This is a genomic window from Stenotrophomonas sp. YJH_SMC_82, assembly GCF_059368875.1.
Map to the genome: position 1 here is coordinate 1,274,322 of NZ_JCAFSE010000001.1, position 17,383 is coordinate 1,291,704.

Below are 17,383 nucleotides of genomic sequence, written 5' to 3' on the forward strand. Positions count from 1 at the left end.
CGGCCCGCCGTCGTCCTGATGTCCACTCCCGCTTCCCGCATCGCCACTGCTTCCCCACGCATTGCGCTGGGCGGCATCGGCCTGGCCGCGATCGGCGCCATCGCCGCGTCGGGCAAGGCGATCATCGTCAAGCTCGGCCTGCGCCACGGCGTCGATGCCACCACGCTGCTCGCCCTGCGCATGCTGATGGCGCTGCCCCTGTTCGCGTTGATGGCAGCGTGGGCCGCGCGCCGGGCCGAGCCGTTGTCCTGGGCCGACCGTGCCCGCGTGCTGTGGCTGGGTTTCACCGGCTACTACCTGTCCAGCCTGCTCGACTTCCAGGGACTGCAGTACATCAGCGTGACCCTGGAGCGGCTGATCCTGTACTTGAACCCGACCCTGGTACTGCTGATCAACGTGCTGCTGGCGCGCCAGCGGCCGGGCCGCTGGCAGATCGGTGCGCTGGTGCTGAGCTACCTCGGCGTGCTGCTGGCCTTCGGCCACGATCTGCAGCGCGAGGGTGGGCAGATCATCGTCGGCAGCCTGCTGGTGCTGGGCAGTGCCCTCAGCTATGCGCTGTACCTGTTCGGCAGTGGGCAGGTGGTCGCGCGCATCGGTGCGGTGCGGCTGACCGCCTATGCCAGCTGCGTGGCCAGCGTGCTGGTGCTGCTGCATTTCGCGGTGACCCATCCGCTGCCGCTGCTGTGGCAGGCACCGGCGCCGGTGCAGTGTCTGTCGTTGGTCAATGCCACCGTGTGCACGGTGCTGCCGGTGCTGGCGATCATGCTGGCGGTGCAGCGCGTGGGTTCGTCGCTGGCCGCGCAGGTCGGTATGCTGGGCCCTGTTTCCACCATCGTGATGAGCCTATGGCTGCTCGACGAACCGATGGGGCCGGCGCAGATCGCCGGCACCGTGCTGGTGCTGATCGGCGTTCTGCTGGTGACCCGCCTGCGGCGCTGACGCCGGAGCAGGCGCGTGCGCGCATCCTGGCGGTGATCCGCGCAATCCCGGCGGGGCAGGTGATGGGCTACGGCCAGGTGGCGATGCGCGCGGGCCTGCCCGGGCGTGCACGCCTGACCGCACGCATCCTGGGCCAGAACGACGACCCGGACCTGCCCTGGCACCGCGTGCTGCGCTCGGACGGGCGCATTGCCATGGAAGAAGGGTCGGCCGGCTGGCGCGAGCAGTCACAACGGTTGCGCGCCGAGGGTGTGCGGGTGGAGAACGGCCGGGTGCGGATGCCGGCGACCGATCCGGCGGCGGCGCTGGACGCAGCGGTGTGGGGCCCGGGCTGAGCACCGCTGGCGACTGAACAGGCCGGACCTGCGGGTCGCCAACAAGACACGATGCTGCGGCTATGATGGAGGCCGTTCCATGCCGGTGCTCCCATGTTCCCGCGACTGCCAACCGTCACCAAGGCCCTGCTGATCGCCAACGCGATCCTGTTCCTGCTGCAGCAGCCGTTCCTGCTCGGCATGCAGACCTTCGAGCCGTTCATGCTGCAACCGTTGCAGCAGGGCTTCGACGCGTTCTCGCCGGGTGGCAACTTCCAGCCTTGGCAGCTGCTGACTTACGGTTTCCTGCATGGCAGCTTCGGCCATCTGTTCTTCAACATGCTGGCGGTCTTCATGTTCGGCGCGCCGCTGGAGCAGACCTGGGGCGAGAAGCGCTTCCTGCTGTACTACCTGGTGTGCGTGGCCGGTGCCGGTGTCTGCCAGCTGCTGGTGGGTACGCTGCTGGAAAACCCTGCCACGGTGCTGGGCGCCTCCGGCGGCGTGTTCGGCCTGCTGCTGGCCTACGGCATGCTGTTCCCGAACCAGCGGGTGATGCTGCTGTTCCCGCCGATCCCGATGAAGGCGCGCACTTTCGTGATCCTGTTCGGTGTGGGCGAGCTGGTGCTGGGCATGACCGGCTGGCAGCCGGGCGTGGCCCACTTCGCGCACCTCGGCGGCATGCTGTTCGGCTGGTTGCTGATCCGCTACTGGCGCGGGCAGCCGCCGTTCAAGCGCCGCCCGCCCGGCCCACCGAAGCGCCCGAACCATCTGCGCAGCGTCAAATGATCCGAAGGATCATTTGACGCTGCAGGTGCCGACCGTTGGTCGGCACGCCTTCTCCCACGCGGGCAGGTGCCAACCCTGGCTGGCACGCTTTGAATGGGATCATTTGACGCTGCAGGTGCCGACCGTTGGTCGGCACGCCTCTACAGATCCTGCAACACCACCTGCGCCGCGTTGTGCCCCGGTGCACCGGTGACGCCGCCGCCGGGGTGTGTGCCCGAACCGCACAGGTACAGCCCGGGCAGGGCGCCACGATAGCCGGCCTGGCCGACCATCGGCCGTGCCGAGAACAGCTGGTTGGCGCTCAGTGCGCCGTGGAAGATGTCGCCGCCGACCAGGCCGAAGGTGCGTTCCAGATCCAGCGGCGACAGCACCTGCCGACCGAGCACGCTGGCGGTGAAGCCGGGCGCATGCCGTTCGACGGTGGCGATCATCAGGTCGGCCACGGTCTCCCGGTGATCGTCCCAATGGCGGCCTTCAGGCAACACCGGCGCCACATGCTGGCAGAACAGGCTGGCCACGTGCTGCCCGGGCGGCGCCAGCGAATCGTCCAGCGTGCTCGGAATCAGCATTTCCACGATCGGTTCGCGCGCCCAACCGTCGCGGCGCGCATCCAGCCAGGCGCGGTCCATGTAATCCAGGCTGGGTGCCATGATGATGCCGGCGCTGAGGTGATCGCCGGGCCCGGGCAGGGCGCGGAACTCCGGCAGCCGCGACAGCGCCACGTTCATCCGGAACGTGCCGGAACCGCAGCGCCAGTTCGCCATGCGTTCGCGTCTCGCGTTGGGTACCTGTGCCGGTTCCAGCAATTGTTCGTACAGCAGTTTCGGATTGACGTTGGCGACCACCGTGCGTGCGCGCAGGATCTCGCCGTTGGCCAGTTCGACGCCCACCGCGCGGCCCTGTTCGATTCGCACGCGCTGCACACCGGCCTCCACGCGCAGTTCCGCTCCGGCCTCGCGTGCCGAGGCTGCAATCGCCTGGCTGATCGCGCCCATGCCGCCGATCGCATGGCCCCACGCACCCTTCACGCCATTGCACTGGCCGAATACGTGGTGCAGCAGTACGTAGGCACTGCCCGGTGTATAGGGGCTTGCGTAGTTGCCGACGATGCCATCGAAGCCGAACAGCGCCTTGATCGGTTCGCTTTCGAACCAGCGATCCAGATACTCGGCTGCCGACAGCGTGAACAGGTCCAGCAGCTCCTGCCGCAGCGAGGCATCCAGCGTGGCCAGTTCACGACCAAGACGACCCATCTGCCACAGCGCAGGCAACGCGCGCCAACCACCCGCAACGCCGGCATCCGGTGGCGCGCGCAGGGCCCACGCGCGCAGCACATCGGCGAAGATCTCCAGGCGCGCTTCGTATTCGGGAAGCCGCTGCGCATCCCGCTCGGAGAACTTCGCGACCTCTGCCTGGGTGCGGCCCGGTGCCGACAGCAGATAACGACCATCCTCCATCGGCAGGAAGTTGTTGACCGGGCGATTGATGATGCGCAGCCCATGCGCATGCAGTTGCAGGTCGTCGATCACCTTCGGCTGCAGCAGGGACACCGTGTACGACGCCACCGAGTTGCGGAAGCCGGGATGGAATTCCTCGGTGACTGCGGCACCGCCGAGAACGCCACGACGTTCCAGCACCAGCACCTTCTTTCCAGCGCGCGCCAGATAGGCCGCGCAGACCAGGCCGTTGTGGCCGCCACCAACGACGATCGCATCCCAGGACATCAACACCTCGCAAAAAGGGGACGGAGGGGATTAAGTCGCAATCTGCATCTGCACACGGGGCATGGGGAGAAACGACTTAATCCCCTCCGTCCCCTTTTTTGATTGCCGCTTCGATGGTGGCGATGTCGATCTTCTTCATCGGCATCATCGCGTTGAAGGCGCGCTTGGCCAATGCCTTGTCCTTGCTGGTCACGGCTTCGATCAACATGCGCGGGCTGATCTGCCAGGAGATGCCCCAGCGATCCTTGCACCAGCCGCATTGGCTTTCCTGTCCACCGTTGCCGACGATCGCATCCCACAGGCGGTCGGTCTCGGCCTGGTCCTCGGTCTGGATCTGGAAGGAAAACGCTTCACTGTGCTTGAACGCGGTGCCGCCGTTGAGGCCGACGCAGGGAATGCCGCAGACCGTGAACTCGACCGTCAGCACGTTGCCTTCCTTGCCATCCGGAAAGTCGCCGGGGGCGCGATGCACGGCGATCACCGCGCTGTCGGGCAGGATGCTGGCGTAGAAGGTGGCGGCCTCGAGCGCGCCGTTGTCGTACCAGAGGCAGATCGTGTTCTTGTGTGCCATGTCGGGGCTCCGCGATGGACGAAGCCGCAGCGATAGCACGCGCGGTGTTAACCCGGGATCGTGCTGCACCCGCAAAAAAGGGCGCCCGAAGGCGCCCCCTGTACTACGGGTAGTGCGCGTGGCTCAGCGCCAGACCTTGATCTGGTCGGCTTCGCTGCGCTGCATCGGCTGGCCGGCCTTGCAGCTGAAGGTGGCACCGAATGCCGGCAGGTTGGCCAGCGTGCCGTTGCTGCGCCACAGGCCCGGCGCGCGGATGTCGGCGGTCAGGCGGCGCACCGCCTCGTTCGGCGACAGCTGCTGTGCCCACAACGCCGACCAGGCGCGGAAGAAGCCCTGCTGCTGTGCCGGCTTGGCCTTCGGCTCCTGCGCGGTATAGGCCGCCCAGGCCAGTTCCAGACCGGCGATGTCGGCCAGGTTCTCTTCCTGGGTGAGCGTGCCGTTGACCTTGGCACCCTTCACGCCCGGGAAATCGTAGGCGCTGTACTGCGCGGCCACGCGGTTGCCAAGCAGGGTCCAGGCGGTCTTGTCGGCCGGGGTCCACCAGCTGCGCAGTTCGCCCTTGGCGTCGACCAGTGCACCCTTGGCGTCGATCGCACGGGTCAGCTCATGGCCGACCAGGCCACCGAAGCTGCCGAACTTGTCGGCGGCGTCGGCCTTGGCATTGAACACCGGGCCCTGCAGGATCGCCGCGGTAACGATCAGGCGGTTCTGTGCCAGGTCGTAGGCCAGCGACGGCTGCTGCGGCAGCACGTCCCAGCGGCGGTCGGCGTTGCCCTTGCCGATGCGCTTCATTTCCTCGCGGTGGCGCCAGGTCGACGCGATCAGCATGTTGCCGCCGAACGAACCGCGGCCCATCGGCTGCACGCTGTAGTCGAGGTCGCGCAACGGGGTGCCGATCTCGATCTTCAGCGCAGCCAGCTTGGCCTGCGCTTCGGTCTTGGCTTCGGCGCTCATCCAGCTGTTGTTCTTGACCGCCTCGATCTGCACTTCGCGCAGCTTGTCGACGATCCACGCCGCCTGGCGACGGTCTTCGGCCGACAGGTAACGGGCCGCGTATTCGCGGCCGACCATCGGGCCGGCGGCCACGTTGATCGCCTCCAGCACGTCTTCCCAGCGCTGCGGCGGCAGCGTTTCGCCACGCAGCACGCGGCCACGGAATTCAAACTCCGCGTCGCGGTAGGCCTTGGACAGGTACGGTGCCATCGAGTCGCCCACGCGCCAGCGCAGGTAGGCCTTCCACTGGTCCGGCTTGAGCTTGGTGACCATGCCATCGAGCTGCTTGAACAGGCCCGGGTCGGCCAGCGAGACCAGGTCGTCGTCCACGCCCTGTGCCTTCAGGAACGCGTCCAGCTGCAGGTTGCGGTAACGGCTGTTGAGCTCCTTGGTGGAGATCGGCGCGTAGTTGTTGAACGGGTTGTTGATGCCGGCCAGCGATTGCGCATTGCGCGCCAGCTCGGTCTCCAGCGCGATCACCGACTGCGATTCGGCATCGAGCCTGGCCGCCGGGGTGCCGGTCAGCGCCAGGATCTGCTTGACGTAGTTGCGGTAGCGCCCCATCAGCGCCACGGTATCGGCGTCGGTGCGGGTATAGAACGCCGGGTCCGGCAGGCCCATGCCGCCCTGCATGAAGTAACCGATGTGGCGGTCCAGTGCCTTCAGGTCGACGTCCGGGCCGAAGTTGAAGGCCACCGGGATGCCCACCTGGTGCAGCGCGGCGATCGAGGCCGGCACATCCTTGGCCTTCTTGATGGCGTTGATGCGGGTCAGCAGCGGCGCGATCGGGTTGGAGCCGTCCGCTTCCACGGCGGCTTCGTCCAGGCCGCTGGCCCAGAAGTCGCCCAGCAGCTTCTGCACGTTGCCCTGCGGCGACTTCATCGCTGCGTCGAGCAGTTCACGCTGCTGCTGGCGGCTGCGCTCGACCAGCTGGCCGAGCGCGGTGGTGGCACCGGTCTGCGGCACCGGGTTGGCCTTCAGCCAGCCTGCATTGGTGGCGTCGTAGAAGTCGCTGCACTGGGCGCTGACGGCCGGGGCGCGCGCGGCCTTCTTCTTGGCGGCGAACGCATCGTGGGTCGGGACCAGGGTCGCCAGGCTGATGCCCAGGGCGATGGCAAGCGGACGGAAATTGGGCATGTGGAACGAATCCGTGATGGATTGAGGGCGCGCGCACTATAGCAAGCTGTGCATGGGCGCGGCATGCACGCGTCACGGTGGCGCCGCTGGGCCGTGCGCCGACCAGGGTCGGCATCTACCAACGGCCTGGGCCATGCGTGGATGACGGGCGCTGTGAAAAACAAAGGCCCGGGATTCCCGGGCCTTTGCAGGTCTGCCGCAGCGTCAGCCGTGGCTTACCAGATCACCACCTGCTGCTCGCCGGTGCGGGCCATCGGCGAACCGGCCTTGCACTGGAACGCGGCAGCGAAGGTCGGCAGGTTCGACGGCGCACCCATGGCACGGAACTGCGCCGGGGCGTGCGGGTCGGTGGCCAGGCGGACCTTGGCGTTTTCCGGGGTGTACTTGGTGCGCCACACGGTGGCCCAGTTGAAGAAGAAGCGCTGGTCGCGGGTGAAGCCGTCGACCTTCGCATCTTCCTTGCCGGCGGTCGCCTTCTGCAGGGCGTCGTAGGCGGTGGCCAGGCCGCCCAGGTCGGCGATGTTCTCGCCCAGGGTCAGGTGGCCGTTCACTGCCTGGCCGTCGACCTTGTACTGGTCGAACTGCTTGACCAGCTTGCCGGTGAGGCCTTCGAAGTTCTTCTTGTCGGCCGGGGTCCACCAGTCTTCCATGTTGCCGGTCGGCCCGAAGCGTGCGCCCTGGTCGTCGTAACCGTGGGTCATCTCATGGCCGATCACCGCACCGATGCCGCCGTAGTTCAGCGCGTCGTCGGCCTTCGGATCGAAGAACGGCGGCTGCAGGATGGCGGCCGGGAACACGATCTCGTTCTGCAGCGGGTTGTAGTAGGCGTTGACGGTCTGCGGGGTCATGCCCCACTCGGTCTTGTCCACCGGCTTGCCGATCTTGGACAGGTTGAACTTGTAGTTGAACTCGTTGGCCGCGCGCACGTTGCCCAGGTAGCTGTCGCGCTGGGTCTGCAGGCCCGACCAGTCGCGCCACTTGTCCGGGTAACCGATCTTCGGGGTGAAGGTTTCCCACTTGGCGATGGCCTTGGCCTTGGTTTCCTCGCTCATCCAGCTCAGGCCCTGGATGCGGTCCTTCAGCGAGGCGGCCAGGTTCTTCACCAGTTCTTCCATCTTCGCCTTGGCTTCCGGCGAGAAGGCAACCTTCACGTACAGCTGGCCGAAGGCTTCACCGGCATCGTTTTCGATGGTGCCCAGCACACGCTTCCAGCGCGGCTTCTGCTCCTTCTGGCCGTTGAGGGTCTTGCCGTAGAACTCGTAGTTCTCCTGCACGAAGGCATCGGCCAGGTACGGCGAGGCGCTGTCCACGGTGTGGAAGCGCAGGTAGGCGCGCCACACCGACGGATCGGTGTCGGCCAGCGACTTGCTCACTTCCTCATGGAAGGCCGGCATGGCCAGCGAGAACTTCTCCGGCGCGGCCACGCCCTGCGACTTGAAGAACTCGGTCCAGCTGAAGTTCGGGGTCAGCTTGTCGGCGTCGGCCAGGGTGACCGGGTTGTAGTACAGCTCGACGTTGCGCGACAGCTCCACGCGCGACTTGGAGGCCTTGGCCAGGCGGGTTTCGAACTTGACCACGTCCTCGGCCTGCTTGGCTGCATCGGCCGCGGCCACGCCGGACAGCTCCAGCACCTTGGCGACATGCGCCTGATAGGCCTTCAGCTTGTCGGCGTTCTTGGCATCGGTGTAGTAGGTGGTATCCGGCAGGCCCAGGCCGCCCTGGCTGGCATAGGCCATGTTCACCCCGGAGTTCTTGAAGTCGGCTTCAGCGCCGAAGCCGAACAGGAGGTTGTCACCCTTGGCGGCGCTGGTGCGCAGGTAGTTGGCGATGGCCGCCTTGTCCTGCAGGCCGTCGATCGCAGCCAGGTCGGCCTTCAGCGGCTCGATGCCCTGGGCGTTGATCTTGGCTTCGTCCATGCCGGTGGCCCACAGGTCGCCGACGATCTTCTCGATGTGGTTCGGGTTCTTGACCTGCGCAACCTGTTCGGCCAGCTGGTGCTGCACGGCCACCGAACGTTCGTCGAGGATGGTGAACGCGCCCCAGCTGGTGCGGTCGCCCGGGATTTCATTGGCGGCCAGCCACTTGCTGTTGACGTAGTCGCCGAAGGCGGTGCACGCGTCCTTGGTGGTGTCCAGGTCGCTCGGCTGGAAGGCGTTGTAGGCCGGCAGCTTGCTGTCGTCCAGCTTGTAGGTGGTGGCTTCGGCGGTGGCCGGGGCGGGGGTCGCGGCATCCTTGGCCGGGGTTTCGTTCTTGCCGCAGCCGGCCAGCACGGCCGACACGGCCAGGCTGAGCAGGACGATCTTGGGAGTGCGCGTCATCACTATTCTTGGCCTCCAGGCCGAGTGAGTCAGGGAGAAGCCGCAGGTACGGCCGTGGGCCGAACGATACGCCGCCGGCCTGGCCTGCAAGGGTGTCGAAGGTCATGTCCGGGCGCAAGGGGCCAGAACGTGCAAGGGCGCCCCGTGGGCGCCCTTGCAGGAAGCGGTGCGGCTTACAGGCCGCCGCCGCCGCAGCCCTTGCCCAGGTAGTCGTCGATCAGCCTGAGCTGGTCACCCATGATCGCGCGGGTCCAGGCGGGACCATGCGCGTAGTCGGCGATGGCGTGGAACTCGACCGGCTGCCCCGAACCCCTGGCCTTGTTCACGAACCACTCCGACTGCTCGATCGGCACCGTGCGGTCGCGGTCACCGTGGTAGACCATCAATGGAATCTTCATTTCACCTGCCTTGTCGACCGGGTTGAGGCCGGCCACGGTCGGCGCCTGGGCCTGGCGGAAGAACGGGTTGGTATAGAAGCGCGACCAGATCTTCTTGATGTCCGAAACGCCGGCACCGGCGATGGCGCACTTGTACAGGCCATTGGGACGCACCGAAGCCGCGAACGCCGAGTAGCCGCCGTAGGAGAAGCCGAACATGGCGATGTGGCCGGGCTGGGCGATCTTCTGGTCGATCATCCACTGCGCGCCATCGTCCTTGTCGTCCTGCATCTTCTGGCCCCATTCGGCATCACCGGCCATCCACAGCTTGCGGCCCCAGTCGGCCGAGCCGCGGAACTGCGGGCGCAGGACCGCCATGCAGCGTGATGCCATCAGCGGTACCCACATCGAGCCGTCGAAGTCCATGCCATCGCGTGCCCACGGGCCGCCGTGCGGATGCACCACGGCTTTCCACGGGCCGGCACCGCACAGCTCGGTGCTGGGCGTGGTCAGGAATGCCGGAATGTCCAGCCCGTCGCGTGCCTTGTAGTAGACCAGCCGGGTGGTGCCCAGCGCGGCTGGCTGGATCTGCGGATAGGTCTTGGCCAGCAGGGTCAGCTTGCCGTCGTGCAGCAGGTGATACTCGGGCGGGTTGGAAGGGCCGGAGGTAGCCACCAGCACATTGGAAAGATCGGCGGTGTAGTCGACGATGCGGTAGCTCAGGCCTGTATCGTAGTTGGCGGTGTAGCGCTGGCCGTTCGCGGTATCGACCATCGCCAGCGGCTCCTGGCGGATGCCAAGCGCCTGGCGCAGCCCCTGGTCCAGGGCCTTCATGCGCGGAGAGGTCCACTGGATGTCGTCGCCGCGCGGACCGGCGTAGCCGATTCCCATGATCTCGCCGAAGGGTACCGCACCGCTCCGGTGGCGGTTGATCAGCATCGAGCCGGCGTTGAACAGTTTGTGCTCGAACAGCACTTCCTTCTGCTTGCGGGCCGTGATGTCGTACTCGTAGACGATTGATTTGTCGCGGCCGACATTGCTGAGTACGAACGCGATGTTCGGATCATCGGCAAAGCCGATCACCTGGTTGACGTCGCGGTTCTTCACGTAGGAGCGGAAATGCTCCTCCCAGGCACCGTTGGCAGGCGAGCGGAACTCGGTGGCGACGTAGGCGCCGGAACCGTCGACGTCCTGCCGCAGGCGTGCCCGCAGTTCACTGTCCAGGTCGGTGATATAGCCCGCCACGCGCTCTTCGGTCTTCTGGATGCGCTGGGAGGTGAAGTTGCGCAGGTCGACCTTGTAGACGTCACCGGAACTGCTGCCCGAACCGTTGACCACCAGGATGTGGTCGGGATCGTTGGGCAGGGTGTCGAGCACCGTGGCGTTGGCCAGTGCCTGCTCGAGCTCTTCATTGCGACTGGAGGCGCGCGGCGGCGTGATCGGCTCCTTCCACTGCTTGCCTTCGATGTCGGTGATGAAGAACTTGCTGACGAAGGTCTTGGTCACCCGGTCGGCGCGCAGGTCGTAGGGTTGCCACAGCACGACGGCCAGCTGTCCGTTCTTGATGAACGACACGCTCTGGAACTTCATGCGGTTGGCGCCGATCACCGTGGGTGGCTTGTCCAGTGCATCGGTCCGCCAAACCACGATCACGCGCTCCTCGCCATCGGCGCGAAGGCCGGCGATGTGTTTTCCGTCTGGTGACAACGACAGGCTGGAGATGGCCGGGAAGGCGGCCATCTGTTCGATGGTGGGCGCCACAGGCTTGGCGTGCAGCAACGGTGAAAGGCTGGCCAGGGCCGCCAGCAGCAGGGCTCGCTTCATTGCAACCTCGGAATGCGTTGGCACCGGCCTGCGGAGAATCCGGTGCCTGAAATGGAACCGCCGCCTCGAAGGGCGGCGGTTGCAGGGAGCAGGATCAGAACGAACGCGTGATGTTCAGGAAGTAGCTGCGACCGAAGTAGTCGAAGCCGCTGTACAGCAGCGCGTTGCCGACGGTGCTGTAGACACCCTGCGAGATGGTCGGCGGCTTGCGGTCGGCGAAGTTGCGCACGCCACCGGTGACCGACCACTTGTCCGCTTCATACTTCACCGAGATGGCCTGCAGGAAGTAGTTCGGGGTGTACAGCTTGTACGCCGAGGTGGCCGGATCGAAGTCACCCGGGTTGCGCTCCTCGTAGTACGCGTAGCTGTCCATCTTGTCGATCCAGTCCAGGCCGTAACGCACCTGCCAGTTCTTCCACTTGTAGCTCAGGTCCAGCGAGGCGGTGTTTTCCGGACGCGACAGCATGCCGTTGTAGTCCACCAGCGGATCGTCGGAGAAGACCTTGCTGGCCTGTTCCAGGTAGTGGGTGAACTGCAGCGTGGTGCGCAGGGTGCCCGGGCCGATTTCGCGGACATAGCGGGTGGTGAAGTCCAGGCCACGGACCTTGTCGGTGGACAGGTTGATGAAGCCGTTGGTCACCACCAGTTGGTTGTTGACCGGGTTGCGGGCCACCAGGCGGCACAGACCCGAACCGGAGGAGAAGTCGGCACTGCCGCTGTCGTAGCAGCGCGACAGGATGTTCGCGCCGCCCGCGCTGTCGACGCCGTTCTTCACTTCGATGTCGAAGTAGTCGGCGGCGAAGGACAGGTCACCGAAGCCGCTGCCGAATTCCGGCTGGATCACCACGCCCAGGGTCTTGGCCTTGGAGGTTTCGGCTTCCAGGCCGGCCTCGGCACCACCCTGGGTGACCACGGTCACGCCCTGGGTGGCCAGGTAGTCCGGTGCCAGGCCCAGCGATGCGCAGTTCTGGTAACGCGGCGAGCTCGGGTTGCGATCACCATACTCGTTGCAGGGGTCGGCACTGCTGCTCAGGAAGCCGGTGGTGCCGCCCAGGAACTGTTCGAACAGCGCCGGTGCGCGGTAGGAGGTGCCGTACGACGCACGGAACGACAGCCACTTCACCGGGGTCCACAGCGCGCCGATCTTGTAGGTCTCATCCGAGCCGTAGGACTTGTAGTCGGTGTAGCGGCCGGACAGGTTGACCGTCAGTTCCTCGGCAGCGGTGACGCCGGACAGCAGCGGCAGTTCCAGTTCGCCGTAGGCTTCGAACACCGAGTCCGAACCGCGGGTCGGAGTGGCGTTGGTCAGGTTGTACAGGTCGGCATTGATCGAGTACGGCGACGGGGTGTCGTCGATGCGTGCCTTGCGGTACTCGACGCCGAATGCACCACCGGCCGAACCGTACGGCATGTCGAACAGCGGGCCGTTGACGTTGAAGTTGACCGTCGTTTCCTTGTACAGCGTGTTGCCGGTGACCGGCACGAACACCCAGTCCTTCCAGTCCTGCGGCAGCTTGCCACCGATGGTGTTGGTGTTCAGCGCCGGCGCGGCGATGCAGCCGTTGGAACCGTCCCGGCAGACATAGCCACCGGCACCGTTGGAGACCACGTCCAGGCTCTGGCGCAGGCGGCTGGTCAGGAAGCTCTCGAAGGTGTAGTCGGCGTCGCTGCGCGAGTGCATGACGTTGAAGTCATAGTTCCACTCCGAGCTCAGGTGGCCACGCAGGCCGGCATTGAAGCGCAGGAAGTCGACGTTCTGCTTGTTGGTGTCGTTGCCGAAACCGATGAACGCACGCACGCCCAGGTTCTTGCCGCTGGTCTGGTCGGTCGGAGCACCGGCAACGCTGTCACGCAGGTTGGCCGGGATCAGCGGGCTGCCCACGGCATAGTCCAGGGTCAGCTGGCGATAGCCGGTCTGGGTCGACTTGCGCTTGTTGCCCAGGAACTCGTAGTACAGCTCGGCATCGCCCAGTGCGTTGAGGTCGAAGCCACCCTGCAGGTACAGGGTGTGGGTCTTGGTCGGCGAGATCAGCGACTGGTTGCGCATGGCCGGATCGAAGGTGTCGCGGGTGTTCAGGTCCACGCCTTCGTAGCCCACCAGGCCGGTGGTGATGGCCGCATTCGGGCGCCAGCGGTTGAAGCGGGTGCCGGCGCCGCCCGGGGCCGCAACACCGGTACGGGTGTTGGTGCCGATGGTGTTCAGCGTGGTGCCGCCGGCATCGAGCGACCAGCACTTCGGCTTGCCGGTCAGCGGGTCGATGAAGTCGCCGCTGCCCCAATAGTCGCCCGCGTCGATGTCGCGGTACATGTCGGTCGGGCAGCCACCGGCCCAGCTGCGGTCGGCCAGGGTCAGCTCGTTGCGGGTGTAGTACTCATAGGAGCCGGAGAAGTGCGAGCGCTCGCCGGTGGCACCGAACATGATGGAGTAACGGCGCTCTTCACCGCCGCCGCCATCGGTGGCGTTGTGCTGTGCTTCGAAGCTGACGCCATCGACCTTCTTCTTGGTGATGATGTTGATTACGCCGGCAACGGCGTCGGAGCCGTAGATCGAGGACGCACCGTCCTTCAGGATTTCGACGCGGTCGACGATCGAGTTCGGCAGCACGTTCAGGTCGGTCGAGCCCACCGAGCCGCGGGTACCGGCCGGCGACACGCGGCGGCCATTGAGCAGGATCAGGGTGCGGGTCGGGCCGAGGCCGCGCAGGCCCAGGGTGTTGGCGCCCGGGCCACCGTCGGTGACGTAGCCGCCATAGGCGTTGTTGATCTGCGCCGCACCGGCGGTGACCGCGGTGCTCTGCAGGGCCGCCGTGGTCGAGTTGAAGCCGGCCAGGGTGGTTTCTTCACGGGTGACGACCTGCACCGGCGAGACCGAGTTGAACACGTCGCGGCTGATGCGCGAGCCGGTGACGGTCACCGTATCCAGATTGGTGGCCTTGGACTTGGATGCCTCTTCGGTGGTCTGCGTCGAGCCCGAGGCGTCCTGTGCGATCGCCGGGGCAGCCGCAGCGAGCAGCACGGCGGAGGCGAGGGCGAAGCTCAGCGGGTGCTTGCTGAGCGACTTGCGATTGATCATCTGAAATCCCCTTGAATCGAATGATTGCGTCGTACACCGGGACAGGTCCTTGTCGGCGTCTCCGTGTGCCCCTTGCCCGGGGTCGGCAGCGTGCTGCCACCCGGCGCTGGTACCGGCTTCACGTGCCGATGACCCGAGATTAACACGACATTAACCGAGCCTGTCAAACGTTCACGAGGGAGTCATGAAGCTATGGGTGATGGGCGCGCCTTGCAGTGACAGGAGCGCCCATTTCTCCTTCATCTCATTGATACGTATTGATTTGTTTCGGTTCATGTCAAACGTGTCTGAACCGTGAACGGGATGTGGCCGTGCTGTGCGACGGACAAAAAAAGGCCCCGCCGAAGCGGGGCCTGGTCCAGACACGCAGTCCGGAATACGACGGGATCAGAAGTCGTACTTGACCTGGGCCGAGATCTGACGGCCGTAGACGCTGTAGAAGCCGTCGTTGAACGGGGTCGATTCGTTGCCCGGGTAGTTGTAGCGCTGGCCTTCCGGCAGCTTGTTGAACACGTTGTTGACCATCAGCGACAGGGTCAGATCGTCCTGCGCCTGGTAGTTCAGGCTCATGTTGTAGGTGGTGTACGAGCCCCACTTGCCGGCCTTGGCGCCGGAGGAGTGGACGTAGTCATAGCTGCGGCCGGTGTAGGCCAGGTAGTTCGGGGTGCTGCCGACGTAGTTGGCGTACAGGGTGGTGGTGAACTTGGAGATGGCCCAGCCCACCGACACATCGCCGCGCACCTTGGCGAAGTTGTCGTAGTACCACATGTTGTACGGATCGCTCAGCAGATCCAGCTTCTGTGCGCCCGGCAGCGGCACCACTTCACGCTTCAGCATGTTGGTGTAGTTGCCCGAGAACATCAGCGAACCGAAGCGGCCCAGGTCCTGCTGGTACTTGGCGCCGACGGTCACCGCTTCCAGGTTCTGGCTGGCCACGTTGAGCTTCGGGGTGTACACGCGGGCCAGGTTGCCACCGGCGTCGCGGGACACCCAGTCGGTCACGTTCTGGCAGCTGGCCGAGGTGTTGTTCGGCAGGCCGTTGCGGCACTGGTACTCGGCCAGCAGCAGCTGGTCGGTGCTCAGGGTCTTGACCTCGTTCTTGATCTTCCAGTTGTAGTAGTCGACCGACAGCGAGAAGTTGCTCACCGGGGCCCACACCACGCCCGCGCTCCACACGTCGGCGGTGATCGGCTTCAGGTCCGGGTTGCCGGACTTTTCGCTGTACACCGAGGTGGTCTTGTAGAACGAGCAGGCTTCGTCACGCAGCGCGTAGCCCATCTGGCTGCAGCGGTAGTAGTCGTTCTGGCCGGAGGCGAACGAGCCGCTCATGCCCTGGAAGGCATCGGACAGGGTCGGCGCACGGAATGCGGTGCCGTACTTGCCGCGCAGCAGCAGGCTCTCAACCGGGCGGTATTCCAGGCCGATGCTGTAGGTGGCCTTGTCAACGGTCTTGTCGGCGATCTTGAAGGCGTCGTAGCGGCCCGAGGCGCTGATGGTCAGCGACTCGAACACCGGCATGCGCAGTTCGCTGGTCACCGCGTAGTTGCTGCGGTGGCCGGCACCGGCCACGGCGGTGGCGCCCCAGGCGTTACCATCGACGAAGGCCTGGTCGGGCGAGTAATCCCAACCTTCGCTGCCACCTTCCAGCACCACGGCCAGGCCGGCGTCGCCGCCCGGCAGGGAGAACAGCGACCCGTTGGTCACCTGCACGCGACCCAGGTTCTGCCAGGTCTTGCTGCGGTGGGTGCCATAGCCGGTGAAGCTGGCGAACTGGTCCGGGGTGATCGGCGAGTAGAACGCAGCGTAGTCCGGGTTGTAGATGCCGAAGCCATCAGCGGTGGTACCCAGGCGCGGGCCCAGCACGGTGTCGCCGAAGAAGCCTTCGATCTTGTCCTTCCAGCGCGCGAAGCGGTTCTGGTCCAGGCGGTATTCGCCGCGGGTGAAGCTGGCGCTGTAGTCCCAGTCGCCGACCATGCCCTTGCCACCCAGGGTGACCTGGTAGGAACGGCTCTCATCGGAGTTCAGGATGTTGTTGTAGTGGCCCGGGCCGATTTCTTCCGGTGCGAAGGCGCGCTGCAGGTTCACGACCTTGCCCAGGCCCTGGTCGTAGAAGCCGCCCATCACCGACTTGGTGCCCCACCACAGGGCGCTGGAGCCGGAGGTGAACTCGGTCTTTTCCTTGCTGTACAGCACATCGGCGAACAGCTGGAAGTTGTCGTTCACGTCGAAGGTCATCGACGAGTAGAACTGGCCGCTGTTCTTGCCGTTCTTCAGGGTCTTGTAGCCGGCGCTGTACACCGAGCCGCACGATTCGCCCGATGCACGCTTGCCGACGGTGGTGGTGCCGTCGTACAGGCCTGCGACGTTGGCGCAGCGGGTCGGGTCCATCATGTACAGCTTGTTGTCGGCGTTGCCGATGACGGCAAAGTCGTTCGACGGCAGCTGTGCGGTGTAGCCGACCGGGTTGTTCTGCTTGGTGATGTCACGCTGGTAGCCCCAGATCGGGCTGCCGTTTTCGATCTGCACGTTGACCAGCGCGTGGAAGCGGTCGTCGAATGCATTGAAGCCCTTGGCGGCGCTGAAGCGGATGTTGCTGCCACCACCTTCGGTGTAGGTGCCGCCACGGATCGACATCGTGCCGCCGTCCATGCGTTCCTTCAGGATGATGTTGACCACGCCGGCGATCGCGTCCGAGCCGTACAGCGACGACTGGCCGCCCGGCAGGACCTCGATGCGCTCGACGATGTCGATCGGAATGCCGCTGATGTTGTTGAACGACTCGCTGCCGTTGTACAGCGCCGGATACGAGAGCATCGGGCGGCCGTTGATCAGGTACTTGGTGTAGCCCGGGTTCAGGCCGAACATGCCGGCGGCTTCGGCGCCCTGGGTGAACGCACCCGAGGTCTGTCCACCCTGCAGGCCGCCGGTGGTCAGCGACGACTGCTGCAGAACTTCAGCAACGCTGCTGAAGCCGCGGGTCTGGATGTCTTCGGCGGTGATGGACATCACCGGGGTCTGGGTTTCGACCTGGGTCTGCGGGATCAGCGAACCGGTGACGGTGATCTTGTCCAGGTTGGTCGCCTTGTCCTGGGCCATTGCCGGGGCGGCGGCCATCAGAGCGGACATCAGGGCGACGGCGAGCGTGTTGCGACGTGCGGTATTGCTGACGTGTTTCATGTAATTCCATTGGAGAGCAAAAACAAAAACGGCACTGCGCATGCGCCATCGCGCGGGCTGGAATATCCGGCTCCGCAGCTCAAAACAGTGCTCATCGAACGTAACATGAACTTAACAATCTGTGCACGAATCTGTCGCATTCCTGAATTT

At 65.5% G+C, this 17,383-nt stretch carries 10 protein-coding genes; 3 read left to right on the forward strand and 7 right to left on the reverse strand.

Annotated elements, in window-relative coordinates; translation table 11 throughout:
• The first annotated feature begins 18 nt into the window (after positions 1-18).
• From AC5P53_RS05665 to AC5P53_RS05675, 3 genes are all read left to right on the forward strand, one after another.
• Entirely contained in the window at positions 19-939 is a 921-nt protein-coding gene (locus tag AC5P53_RS05665) for a DMT family transporter (RefSeq protein WP_241887547.1), read from the forward strand.
• Positions 846-1,274, forward strand: a complete 429-nt coding sequence (locus tag AC5P53_RS05670; RefSeq protein ID WP_401730001.1) for an MGMT family protein — start codon at positions 846-848, stop codon at positions 1,272-1,274. The genes AC5P53_RS05665 and AC5P53_RS05670 overlap by 94 nt, the downstream gene beginning before the upstream one ends.
• Positions 1,275-1,367: 93 nt before the next feature.
• Positions 1,368-2,039, forward strand: a complete 672-nt coding sequence (locus AC5P53_RS05675; RefSeq protein ID WP_014647919.1) for a rhomboid family intramembrane serine protease — start codon at positions 1,368-1,370, stop codon at positions 2,037-2,039.
• Positions 2,040-2,179: 140 nt separating this feature from the next.
• Here the strand turns inward: AC5P53_RS05675 and AC5P53_RS05680 are convergent, their stop codons facing one another.
• The 7 genes from AC5P53_RS05680 to AC5P53_RS05710 all read right to left on the reverse strand — a co-directional run bounded on the left by AC5P53_RS05680 (position 2,180) and on the right by AC5P53_RS05710 (position 17,233).
• On the reverse strand, positions 2,180-3,763 hold the full coding sequence (locus AC5P53_RS05680) for a phytoene desaturase family protein (RefSeq protein WP_495227166.1): 1,584 nt from the start codon (positions 3,761-3,763) through the stop codon (positions 2,180-2,182).
• 76 nt (positions 3,764-3,839) lie between these two features.
• Positions 3,840-4,334 (reverse strand): VOC family protein, encoded by a 495-nt coding sequence (locus tag AC5P53_RS05685; protein ID WP_049442362.1) that lies wholly within the window; start codon positions 4,332-4,334, stop codon positions 3,840-3,842.
• Between the two features lie 123 nt (positions 4,335-4,457).
• Positions 4,458-6,464 carry a M13 family metallopeptidase gene (locus AC5P53_RS05690; protein WP_069116157.1) on the reverse strand — a complete coding sequence of 669 codons (2,007 nt, stop codon included), beginning with the start codon at positions 6,462-6,464 and terminating at the stop codon, positions 4,458-4,460.
• Positions 6,465-6,679: 215 nt separating this feature from the next.
• Positions 6,680-8,782 carry a M13 family metallopeptidase gene (locus tag AC5P53_RS05695; RefSeq protein WP_032957470.1) on the reverse strand — a complete coding sequence of 701 codons (2,103 nt, stop codon included), beginning with the start codon at positions 8,780-8,782 and terminating at the stop codon, positions 6,680-6,682.
• 173 nt (positions 8,783-8,955) lie between these two features.
• Complete coding sequence (locus AC5P53_RS05700; protein WP_495227168.1) at positions 8,956-10,983, reverse strand: alpha/beta hydrolase family protein; 2,028 nt, start codon at positions 10,981-10,983, stop codon at positions 8,956-8,958.
• A gap of 94 nt (positions 10,984-11,077) precedes the next feature.
• Complete coding sequence (locus tag AC5P53_RS05705) at positions 11,078-14,056, reverse strand: TonB-dependent receptor plug domain-containing protein (RefSeq protein WP_014647913.1); 2,979 nt, start codon at positions 14,054-14,056, stop codon at positions 11,078-11,080.
• 387 nt (positions 14,057-14,443) lie between these two features.
• Positions 14,444-17,233: a TonB-dependent receptor plug domain-containing protein gene (locus AC5P53_RS05710; RefSeq protein WP_014647912.1), complete on the reverse strand. Its 2,790-nt coding sequence runs from the start codon at positions 17,231-17,233 to the stop codon at positions 14,444-14,446.
• Positions 17,234-17,383: the final 150 nt, after the last annotated feature.

What these genes read in the sequence shown, in the direction of transcription:
- AC5P53_RS05695 (WP_032957470.1), bottom strand. Translation starts at nt 8,782, where the DNA reads ATGACGCGCACTCCCAAGATCGTCCTGCTCAGCCTGGCCGTGTCGGCC.
- AC5P53_RS05685 (WP_049442362.1), bottom strand. Translation starts at nt 4,334, where the DNA reads ATGGCACACAAGAACACGATCTGCCTCTGGTACGACAACGGCGCGCTC.
- AC5P53_RS05690 (WP_069116157.1), bottom strand. Translation starts at nt 6,464, where the DNA reads ATGCCCAATTTCCGTCCGCTTGCCATCGCCCTGGGCATCAGCCTGGCG.
- AC5P53_RS05710 (WP_014647912.1), bottom strand. Translation starts at nt 17,233, where the DNA reads ATGAAACACGTCAGCAATACCGCACGTCGCAACACGCTCGCCGTCGCC.
- AC5P53_RS05700 (WP_495227168.1), bottom strand. Translation starts at nt 10,983, where the DNA reads ATGAAGCGAGCCCTGCTGCTGGCGGCCCTGGCCAGCCTTTCACCGTTG.
- AC5P53_RS05680 (WP_495227166.1), bottom strand. Translation starts at nt 3,763, where the DNA reads ATGTCCTGGGATGCGATCGTCGTTGGTGGCGGCCACAACGGCCTGGTC.
- AC5P53_RS05670 (WP_401730001.1), top strand. Translation starts at nt 846, where the DNA reads ATGGCTGCTCGACGAACCGATGGGGCCGGCGCAGATCGCCGGCACCGT.
- AC5P53_RS05675 (WP_014647919.1), top strand. Translation starts at nt 1,368, where the DNA reads ATGTTCCCGCGACTGCCAACCGTCACCAAGGCCCTGCTGATCGCCAAC.
- AC5P53_RS05705 (WP_014647913.1), bottom strand. Translation starts at nt 14,056, where the DNA reads ATGATCAATCGCAAGTCGCTCAGCAAGCACCCGCTGAGCTTCGCCCTC.
- AC5P53_RS05665 (WP_241887547.1), top strand. Translation starts at nt 19, where the DNA reads ATGTCCACTCCCGCTTCCCGCATCGCCACTGCTTCCCCACGCATTGCG.